We start from the raw sequence: 9,303 nt of genomic DNA on the forward strand, positions 1-9,303 counted from the left end.
GGGCACGGGGCGGCGACACCCCTTTGATAGGCTGGATCCCCCCGGGTGCGCCCCGGCCACCCCGTGCTCGCACAGGTCCTCCGTGCCCGCGTCCGGGCTCCTCGACGCCCGACCGCCGCTCCCTTCCCCGACCTCCGGAGGCGCCTGATGACCGCTGTGCTCCTGCTCCACGCAGTGGTGGCGGCGGTCGCGCCCCTGCTGTTCGCGCGGATGGGACGCAGCGCCTTCTACCTCCTCGCGGCGGTCCCCCTCGCCGGCTTCCTGTGGCTGCTGGGCTCCGCACCCCGGGTGTACGGGACCGAGGGCGGCTGGACCGAGGGCGGCGAGTGGATCCCGTCCCTGCACCTGGACCTGGTCCTGCGGATGGACGCCCTCTCGTGGACGATGTCCCTTCTCGTGCTCGGCGTGGGCTCCCTGGTGCTCTTCTACTGCGCCCGCTACTTCAAGTCCGACGCGAGCGGCATCGGCGGCTTCGGCGCCCAGCTGCTGGCCTTCGCGGGCGCCATGTTCGGTCTGGTGACCGCCGACGACATGCTGGTGCTGTTCGTCTTCTGGGAGATCACCACCGTCCTGTCCTTCCTGCTCATCGGCTACAGCCGGACCCGCCTGTCCGCCCGGCGCGCGGCGCTGCAGGCGCTGGTGCTCACCACGGCCGGCGGGCTGGCGATGCTGGTCGGCATCGTGATGCTGGGGCAGGCGGCGGGCAGCTACCGGATCTCCGAGGTGCTCGCGGCGGCCCCCGAGCTGGCGCAGCGCGGGACCGTGGTGGACGTGGCGGTGCTCCTGCTCCTCGTGGGCGCGGTGGCGAAGTCGGCCCTGATCCCGCTGCACTTCTGGCTGCCGGCGGCGATGGCCGCGCCCACCCCCGTGTCCGCGTACCTGCACGCCGCCGCGATGGTCAAGGCCGGCATCTACCTGGTGGCCCGCTTCGCCCCGGGCTTCGCCGAGACGGCGATGTGGCAGCCCACCGTCACGGTCCTGGGCCTGGGCACCATGCTCTTCGGCGGCTGGGTGGCCCTGAAGCAGTACGACCTGAAGCTGATCCTCGCCTACGGCACCGTCAGCCAGCTCGGCTTCCTCGTGGTGGTCGTGGGCCACGGCTCGGCGGACACGGCGCAGGCCGGCCTGGCCATGCTCCTCGCGCACGGGCTGTTCAAGGCGACGCTGTTCCTCGTGGTCGGGATCATCGACCACCGGGCGGGCACCCGGGACATCCGCCGCCTGTCGGGGCTCGCGCGCCGCGTGCCGGTGCTGTTCGCCGTCTCGCTCGTCGCCGCGGCGTCCATGGCGGGCCTGCCGCCCCTGGCCGGGTTCGTGGCCAAGGAGGCGGTGCTGACCGCGTTCGCCCACGACGTGGACGGCGCGGCGGGGACCGTGGTGCTCGCCGGGCTCGTGGCCGGCTCCGTCCTGACCTTCGCCTACAGCGCCCGCTTCGTGTGGGGAGGGTTCGCGCAGAAGTCCGCCGAGTTCTCCGAGCTCGACGCCGGGGTCGGCGGCAAGGCTGTGATCAGCGACATGCAGCGGGTCGAGCCCGCGTTCCTCGCGGCCCCGCTCGTGCTCTCCGTGCTGACCGTGGTCTTCGGCCTGTGGCCCCAGCCGGTCGACGCGATGCTGCAGCCCTACGTCGACCGGTTCCCGGTCGAGGCCGAGCACGAGTTCTACCTGGCACTGTGGCACGGACTGACCCCCGCCCTCGGGCTCTCCGTCCTCGTCGTCGCGGGCGGGCTCCTGCTGTACCTGGGGCGGCGCCCGGTCGCGGACTTCCAGCGGGCGCTCCCGTCCCTGCCGGCCGGCGAGCTCGTCTACCGGCGGGTCGTCAACGCGCTGGACCTCGCCGCCGTGTGGATCACCGGCCGCACCCAGCGCGGTTCGCTGATGTTCTACCTCTCGGTCATCCTGGTCACGGCGATCGTCGTGCCGCTCGTGGCGCTGTTCCTGGAGGAGACCCCGCCCCTGGGCACGCTGCGCGTCTCCGACGGCCCGGCGCAGCTGATCGCCGGCGCGGCCATGGTCGTGGCGGCCCTGCTGGTGCCCCTGGCCACCAAGCGCTTCCTCGCGGTGCTGCTCGTGTCGGTCACCGGCTACGGCCTGGCCCTCATCTTCGCCCTGCAGGGCGCGCCCGACCTGGCGCTGACGCAGACGCTGGTCGAGACCGTGCTGCTGGTGGCCTTCGTGCTCGCGCTGCGCTCGCTGCCCGCGCCGCTGTGGCACCGCAACCCGGCCGGGCGCCGCCTCCTGCGCGGCACCATCGCGGTGACCTTCGGCCTGTTCATGATGGCGCTCGCGGCGTTCAGCATCTCCTCGCGCACGGCCGATCCCGTCTCCCTGGAGCTGCCGCGGATGGCCTACGAGCTCGGCGACGGCCAGAACGTGGTCAACGTCATCCTCGTGGACATCCGGGCGTGGGACACGTTCGGGGAGATCTCGGTGCTCGTGCTCGCCGCCACCGGCGTGGCCTCGCTGATCTTCGTCACGGGCCGCGGGGACCGCATCGTGCGCTCCGGGGAGGACCCCACGACCGATCAGCTGCGGGTGATCCGCCGCCGAAACGCCGCGGCCGTCTCGCCCGGAGGGGAGGCCCTGGAGGTCGGTCTCGCCCGCCGCGACGACGACCTGGAGGACCCCTACCTGCTCGCCGGGCGGACGCTGGCCCCCGAGCGGCGCTCGATCGTCTTCGAGGTGGTCACCCGGCTGCTCTTCCACACGTTCATGATGGTCTCGCTCTACCTGCTGATCGCCGGGCACAACGACCCCGGCGGAGGATTCTCCGGCGGGCTCATGGCGGGTCTCGCCCTGACGGTGCGCTACCTCGCGGGCGGGCGCTACGAGCTCGAGCTGGCCACCCCCATCAACGCGGGCACGATGCTCGGAGCCGGTCTCGCGCTCGCCGCGCTCTACGCCGTCACCCCGGTGTTCCTGGGCGGGTCGGTGATGCAGAGCTACACCTTCGAGGCCGAGCTGCCGGTCTTCGGCGCCGAGAAGTTCGTGACCGCTTTGATCTTCGACGTCGCGGTCTACCTCATCGTGGTGGGGCTCATCCTCGACATCCTGCGCTCGCTCGGCGGGCGGATCGACCAGCGGATCGAGGAGGAAGCCGTCCGGCGGAGGCGGCGCGCCCCGGGGCGCGGCACGCGCATCCGCGTCACGCGGCAGCGGAAGGTCGCCGCGGCCTCCGCGGGCTCGACCACGGCAACGTCCGCGACGTCGCCGACCCCGATCACCAGGACCGGCGCGGACGGAGGCGGAGGGCACCGATGACCGTGAACCTGACCCTGCTGGTCGTGATGGGCGTGCTCTACGCCGTGGGCGTGTACCTGCTGCTCGAGCGCTCGCTCACCCGCGTGCTGCTCGGGCTGATGCTGCTGACCAACGGCACGAACCTGCTGATCCTGCACGCCGGCGGGGCCGCCGGGTTCGCCCCCCTGTACGAGGAGTCGATCGCCGCACAGGACTACAGCGACCCGCTGCCCCAGGCCCTCATCCTCACCGCCATCGTGATCTCCCTCGCCGTCACCGCGTTCCTCCTGGGCATGATCTACCGCTCCTGGGTTCTCGGGCGCCGGGACGAGATCCAGGACGACGTCGAGGACCGGCGCGTGGCGCGGCAGTCCTCCTACGACGTGGAGAGCGACGCCGACGTCCCCGCCGACACCTCCGAGTTCGACGACGCGCCCCGGCCCCGGGACCCGGACGAGTCCGTCGAGACCCCGGGCGTGCGCGGCATCAGGGGAGAGGAGAGCCGGTGACCGTCAACCTCGCCCAGCTGGCCCCGCTGGCCGTCATCATCCCGTTCCTCGGCGCCGCCCTGAGCCTCCTGCTGCTGCGGCGCAACGCCCTCCAGCGGACCGTGGCCATCGGCTCCCTCGTGCTGACCCTCGCGATCGAGGCCCTCGTGCTCGTGAGCACGTGGGACATCGGTCCGCAGGCCGTCCACCTCGGCGGGTGGGCGGCGCCCTGGGGCATCGTCATGGTCGTGGACCAGCTCTCGTCGCTGATGCTCGTGGTCTCCACGGTCGTCTCGCTCGCCGTGCTCGTCTACGCGAGCGGGCAGGGTGTGGCCGACGGCGACGAGGAGGGACCGATCTCGATCTTCCACCCCTCCTTCCTCATCCTCGTGGCAGGGGTGTCGAACGCCTTCCTCGCCGGGGACCTGTTCAACCTCTACGTGGGCTTCGAGATCCTGCTGACCGCGTCCTACGTGCTCATGACGATGGGCGGGACCGTCCAGCGGATCCGCACCGGCGTGACCTACGTGGTGGTCTCGGTGATCTCCTCCGTGCTGTTCCTCATCACCATCGCGATGATCTACGCGGCCACGGGCACCATCAACATGGCCGACCTCTCGGTCAAGCTCGAGGGCCTCCCGGTGGGCACCCAGATGCAGCTGCACCTGATGCTGCTCATCGCCTTCGGCATCAAGGCCGCGGTCTTCCCGCTGTCCTTCTGGCTCCCCGACTCCTATCCGACGGCGTCGGCCCCCGTCACCGCGGTGTTCGCCGGTCTGCTGACCAAGGTGGGCGTGTACTCGATCATCCGCACCGAGACCGTGCTGTTCCCCGGGGACCGGCTCGACGACCTCCTGATGTGGGTCGCGCTGCTCACCATGGTGGTCGGCATCCTGGGCGCGCTCGCGCAGATCGACATCAAGCGCATGCTCTCCTTCACGCTGATCAGCCACATCGGGTACATGATCTTCGGCGTGGCCGTGGGCACCCAGGAGTCCCTCTCCGCCACGGTCTACTACGTGGCCCACCACATCGTGATCCAGACGAGCCTGTTCCTCGTGGCCGGGCTGATCGAGCGCCGCGGCGGTTCCACCAACGTGGACCGGCTGGCCGGGATGGCCAGGATCTCCCCGCTGCTCGCGCTGCTCTACCTCGTGCCCGCGCTCAACCTCGGCGGGATCCCACCGTTCTCCGGCTTCCTGGGCAAGACCGGTCTGCTGCAGGCCGGCGTCGAGCGGGGCGACGGACTGGCCTACGCCCTGGTCGCGGGGTCCGTGGCGGTGTCCCTGCTGACCCTGCTGGCCCTGATGCGGGTGTGGAACCGCGTGTTCCTGCGCGCGCCCGAGGACGCGGAGTACCCGGACCCGATCCTGCTGGCCCCGGTGCCCGCCGGCTCCCGGTTCCTGCTCAGCTCGGGCGGTGTCGACGACCAGGCGGGGCAGTTCGCGGGCAAGGGCGACGTGCGCCTGATGTCCCCCTCGATGCTCGGCGGGGCCTCGGCGCTGGTCGCCGTGGGCGTGGCCCTGACGGTGTTCGCCGGGCCGCTCTTCCAGCTCGCCGACAACGCCGCGGAGAACCTCGTCCGTCCCGAGCGCTACGTCGAGGCCGTGCTGGACCCCGCGTCCGCGCCGCGGCCCGTCGTGGAGGAGGCACCGTGACCCGGCCCAAGAACTCCCTGCTCGTCGAGCTGCCGCTGCTGGTGTGGCTCGTCTTCGTGTGGGGCGCCCTGTGGGGCGACTTCGGCCCCGGCAACCTGCTGGTCGGCCTGGTCCTGGCCCTGCTCGTGACGTGGGTCCTCTACCTGCCGTCCGTGCAGCTGTCCGGCCGGTTCAACGTGCTCCAGTTCGCGGTCTTCACCGCGACCTTCGTGTGGCAGGTCGCCAAGGCGAGCGTCGAGGTGATGCTCATCGCGATCCTCGTGGGGCCGCGCGCGCGCAACGCCGTGGTCGGCGTCCGCCTGCGCACGCGCTCGGACCTGCTCCTGACGGCCACCGGTCACACCATGACCCTGATCCCCGGCTCGCTCGTCGTGGAGGTGGACCGCGCCGCCGGCACGCTGTACTTCCACGCGCTCAACGTCCGCAACGCCCAGGAGGCCGAGCAGTTCCGCCGCTCCGCGCTGCGGGTGGAGGCCGCCTGGATCAGGATCATGGGCACGCCGGAGGAGCTCGCCGCGCTGCGGGCCGAGCGGCCCGGGGAAGGCGCCGCCGGCACCGGCAGCCGGGACAGCGCCGCGATCGGCTCCCCGGTCACCGCGAGCCAGCAGATCGTGGGCGGCCGCCGCGACGACGCCCCGGCCGACGCCCCGGCCGACACGCCGGCCGACGCCCCGGCCGACACCTTCACCGACGCCCCCGAGGAGGACCGCCCGTGATGGAGATCGCCGTGGCCGTCGCGGCCGTGCTGCTCAGCACGGCCGCCGCGGGCACCCTCTACCGCCTGGCCAAGGGCCCCTCCCTGCTGGACCGCGTGGTGGCGACCGACGTGCTGCTGGCCATCGTCGCGGCCGCTCTCGCCGTGGAGATGGCCTACCACGGCCACCTCAACAACCTGATCCTCATGGTGATCGTCTCGCTGGTCGGGTTCATCGGCTCCGTGACGGTGGCCCGCTTCGCCACCCAGACCGCCGAGCACGGGCGGTGAGCGCCGTGCTGGACACCGTCCTGGACGCCGCCGCGGCCGTGTGCCTCGTGGTCGGCGCGCTGATGTCCCTCGCCGCCGCGATCGGCCTGGTCAGGTTCCCGGACCTGCTGACGCGCATGCACGCCGGCACCAAGCCGCAGGTCTTCGGGCTGCTCCTCATGCTCACGGCGGTCGCCCTGGAGAACCGTGACCCCGTCATGGTCCCGCTCATCGCCCTCGGCTGGATCTTCCAGCTGCTCACGGTGCCGGTCTCGGCGCACATGGTGGGACGCTCGACCTACCGGACCAAGCACCTGAACCGGACCACGCTGACCCAGGACGACCTGCAGGCGGTCCTCAACCGCGCGGCGGAGAACGCCACGGGGAAGGGCGCAGGAAACGCCGCGGAGAACGCCACGGGGGACGTCACGGGGAAGGGCGCAGGCAAGGCCACGGGGAGCGCCATGGGGGACGCCGCAGGGAACGCCGCCGCAGACACCTCGGCACCGAGCGCGGACGGCCGGCGGGCGGACGGACAGCAGACTGACGGATCGACGGGGACGCGTTAGGCTGGTCAGGATCGACAGGGCGCACCCGCGCCCCCGGACGACAAGGAGCAGCACTCCATGAACACCAAGGTCCTCGAACTCGTGGGCACCGGCCTCTCGCTCGGCGGCGTGGCGCTCTCGCACAAGGTGCTCGGCGCCGCCTGGGAGCGCATCACCGGCGACCCGCCCCCCGCCAAGAACCCGGACCCCGACGAGGCCTGGACGGGCATCATCATCTGGGCGCTCGTCACCGGTCTCGTGGGCACCATCATCAAGGTCTCCATCTCCCGCCAGGTCGCGAAGATGGAGAACAGGCCCCAGGAGAACCCCAAGGCCTCGAGCCAGGCCGAGGTCTGAGACCCGGCGAGCACCTCGCGCGGAGGGGCCCGTTCCGTCGCACACCGCACCGGTGTCCGGCGCGGCGGGCCCCTTCTGCGTGCCGCGGGGGTGCTGCGGACGTGCGGTGGGTGCACACAGCGGACTCAGAAGGGGCACGGAGGGGACACAGGGCGGGCACGACGGGGCGCCGGTTCCGGCGGACTCGCACGGTCGGGCGGACGGAGGGGTAGACTCGGTGCCACTGAACGACAGGGGAGCGCCCCGCCGGTGACGCCGGCGTGGCGCTGAGAGTGCGGATCGCCGCAGACCCTCGAACCTGCTCCGGTTAGCACCGGCGAAGGGAGTCGAGCATCTCAGGGGTGTTCCCCCGGCAGCGCGCCACCGGCGCGGACCGGAAGAACCCCGTCCCCTCCTGGCACCGACGGCTCGCTGAGCCCAGGAGGAACCCACCGTGAACACCACCACCCACCGCCCCGCCCGCCGCCCCGGCACGTCCGGCGCCTCGTCCTGGCGCGTCGTCGACATCGTCGTGGCCGCCGTCGTCGCCGCCGTGTGCGCGGTCGTCTTCTGGGCGTGGTCGAACCTGCTCTACCCCGTGGTCGGCACGGCCGCGGTCGCCTACCCGCCCGCCGTGGGCCTGATCGCCGGCGGCTGGCTCGTGGCCGGCGTGCTCGGCGGGCTGATCATCCGCAAGCCGGGGGCCGCGCTGTTCTGCGAGCTGCTCGCCGCCGTGATCGAGAGCTTCCTGGGCACCCACTTCGGCCTGCTGGTCGTCCTCTCCGGCCTCGTGCAGGGCATCGGCGCCGAACTGGCCTTCGCGGCCTTCCGGTACCGCCGCTTCGACGCCCTCGCGGCGGCCGTCGCGGGTGCCGTGAGCGGGATCTTCCTCGGCGTCCACGAGAACATCATCTACAACTACGAGTGGACGCTCGGCCACCAGGCGGTCTACGTGCTCCTGGCCGCCGTCTCCGGGGCGGTGCTCGCCGGCCTCCTCATGCAGGCCGTCGTGCGGGCCCTCGCGGGCACCGGCGTCCTGCAGGGCCTCGCCTCCGGGCGGGCCGTGCGGCGATGACGGCGCCCACGGCCCGGCGCCGCGCGCTGCCCGCCGCCCGCGGCGCGCGCGTCGAGGCCCGCGGCTTCGGCTGGCACCACCCCGGGCGGGACACGGCGGCGCTGCACGGTCTCGACCTCGTGGTGGAACCGGGGGAGCGGGTGCTCCTGCTGGGTCCCAGCGGGGCCGGGAAGTCCACCCTCCTGCACGCCCTGGCGGGAGTCCTCCACGACGACGACGGACAGTCCTGCTCCGGAGCGCTGCTGCTCGACGGCACCCCGCCGGACCAGGCGCGCGGCCGCGCCGGACTCGTGCAGCAGGACCCCGAGTCCCAGGTGGTGCTGTCCCGGATCGGCGACGACACCGCCTTCGGCCTCGAGAACCTCGCGGTGCCCCGGGAACAGATCTGGCCGCGGGTGCGCGCGGCGCTCGACGACGTGGGCCTCGACCTCCCGCTCGAGCACTCCACGGCGGCCCTGTCCGGCGGGCAGAAGCAGCGGCTGGCGCTCGCGGGCGCCGTGGCCATGAGTCCCGGGCTGCTGCTGCTCGACGAGCCGACCGCCAACCTGGACCCCGCCGGCGTGCAGCAGGTCCGCGATGCCGTGGTGTCCTGCCTCGAGCGCAGCGGCGCCACGCTCGTGGTCGTGGAGCACCGCGTCGCCGTGTGGGCCGAGGTCGTGGACCGCGTCGTCGTGCTCGGCCACGACGGCGGGATCACCCACGACGGGCCCCCGGGGGAGGTGCTCGGCGCGGCGGCCGACGAGCTCAGCAGGGCGGGGGTGTGGGTTCCCGGCCGGGTGCCGGCCACGCGCGCGCCCGCGCGCCCGTCCGCGGGTCCTGCCGGAGGTCCTGCCGCGGGTTCCGCCAGGAGTCCGGGTGCCGGGCCCGCCCGGACTCCTGCTGCGGGGAGTGCGTGCGCGGCCGACGGCCCTCCGGCGGACGGCGAACCGCTGTTGAGCGCCACGGGCCTGGGCGTCTCGCGCAGCCAGCCCTCGGCGCGCCGGCTGCGCGCCCGCCG

Annotated in this window: 9 protein-coding genes and 1 riboswitch; all 9 genes read left to right on the top strand. The window is 72.9% G+C overall.

Going from position 1 to position 9,303, the window contains the following annotated elements; translation table 11 throughout:
• Window positions 1–147: 147 nt before the first annotated feature.
• Window positions 148–3,258 carry a Na+/H+ antiporter subunit A gene (locus Q0817_RS13170; RefSeq protein WP_298588841.1) on the top strand — a complete coding sequence of 1,037 codons (3,111 nt, stop codon included), beginning with the start codon at window positions 148–150 and terminating at the stop codon, window positions 3,256–3,258.
• Window positions 3,255–3,746 carry a Na(+)/H(+) antiporter subunit C gene (locus Q0817_RS13175; RefSeq protein ID WP_298588844.1) on the top strand — a complete coding sequence of 164 codons (492 nt, stop codon included), beginning with the start codon at window positions 3,255–3,257 and terminating at the stop codon, window positions 3,744–3,746. Before Q0817_RS13170 ends, Q0817_RS13175 begins: the two co-directional genes overlap by 4 nt.
• The gene (locus tag Q0817_RS13180; protein WP_298588848.1) at window positions 3,743–5,383 is read left to right on the top strand and encodes a Na+/H+ antiporter subunit D; all 1,641 of its coding nucleotides are present in this window, start codon (window positions 3,743–3,745) and stop codon (window positions 5,381–5,383) included. The genes Q0817_RS13175 and Q0817_RS13180 overlap by 4 nt, the downstream gene beginning before the upstream one ends.
• Window positions 5,380–6,099 carry a Na+/H+ antiporter subunit E gene (locus Q0817_RS13185; RefSeq protein ID WP_366139877.1) on the top strand — a complete coding sequence of 240 codons (720 nt, stop codon included), beginning with the start codon at window positions 5,380–5,382 and terminating at the stop codon, window positions 6,097–6,099. Before Q0817_RS13180 ends, Q0817_RS13185 begins: the two co-directional genes overlap by 4 nt.
• Entirely contained in the window at window positions 6,096–6,368 is a 273-nt protein-coding gene (locus Q0817_RS13190) for a monovalent cation/H+ antiporter complex subunit F (protein ID WP_298588851.1), read from the top strand. Before Q0817_RS13185 ends, Q0817_RS13190 begins: the two co-directional genes overlap by 4 nt.
• Window positions 6,365–6,916, top strand: coding sequence for a monovalent cation/H(+) antiporter subunit G (gene mnhG, locus Q0817_RS20085; protein WP_366139878.1), 552 nt, complete (start codon window positions 6,365–6,367; stop codon window positions 6,914–6,916). Before Q0817_RS13190 ends, mnhG begins: the two co-directional genes overlap by 4 nt.
• A gap of 57 nt (window positions 6,917–6,973) precedes the next feature.
• Window positions 6,974–7,252, top strand: coding sequence for a DUF4235 domain-containing protein (locus Q0817_RS13200; RefSeq protein ID WP_298588854.1), 279 nt, complete (start codon window positions 6,974–6,976; stop codon window positions 7,250–7,252).
• A gap of 222 nt (window positions 7,253–7,474) precedes the next feature.
• Window positions 7,475–7,594: riboswitch (TPP riboswitch) on the top strand.
• Between the two features lie 91 nt (window positions 7,595–7,685).
• Window positions 7,686–8,306, top strand: coding sequence for an ECF transporter S component (locus tag Q0817_RS13205; protein WP_298588857.1), 621 nt, complete (start codon window positions 7,686–7,688; stop codon window positions 8,304–8,306).
• On the top strand, window positions 8,303–9,303 hold a 1,001-nt coding region (locus Q0817_RS13210; RefSeq protein ID WP_298588860.1), incomplete at its 3' end, for an ABC transporter ATP-binding protein. The genes Q0817_RS13205 and Q0817_RS13210, both read left to right, overlap by 4 nt.

This window comes from uncultured Kocuria sp., from assembly GCF_947500125.1.
Lineage (GTDB): Bacteria > Actinomycetota > Actinomycetes > Actinomycetales > Micrococcaceae > Kocuria.

Bases quoted from the DNA above. Each gene is read 5' to 3' on its own strand.
- Q0817_RS13170 (WP_298588841.1), top strand. From the start codon at position 148: ATGACCGCTGTGCTCCTGCTCCACGCAGTGGTGGCGGCGGTCGCGCCC.
- Q0817_RS13175 (WP_298588844.1), top strand. From the start codon at position 3,255: ATGACCGTGAACCTGACCCTGCTGGTCGTGATGGGCGTGCTCTACGCC.
- Q0817_RS13200 (WP_298588854.1), top strand. From the start codon at position 6,974: ATGAACACCAAGGTCCTCGAACTCGTGGGCACCGGCCTCTCGCTCGGC.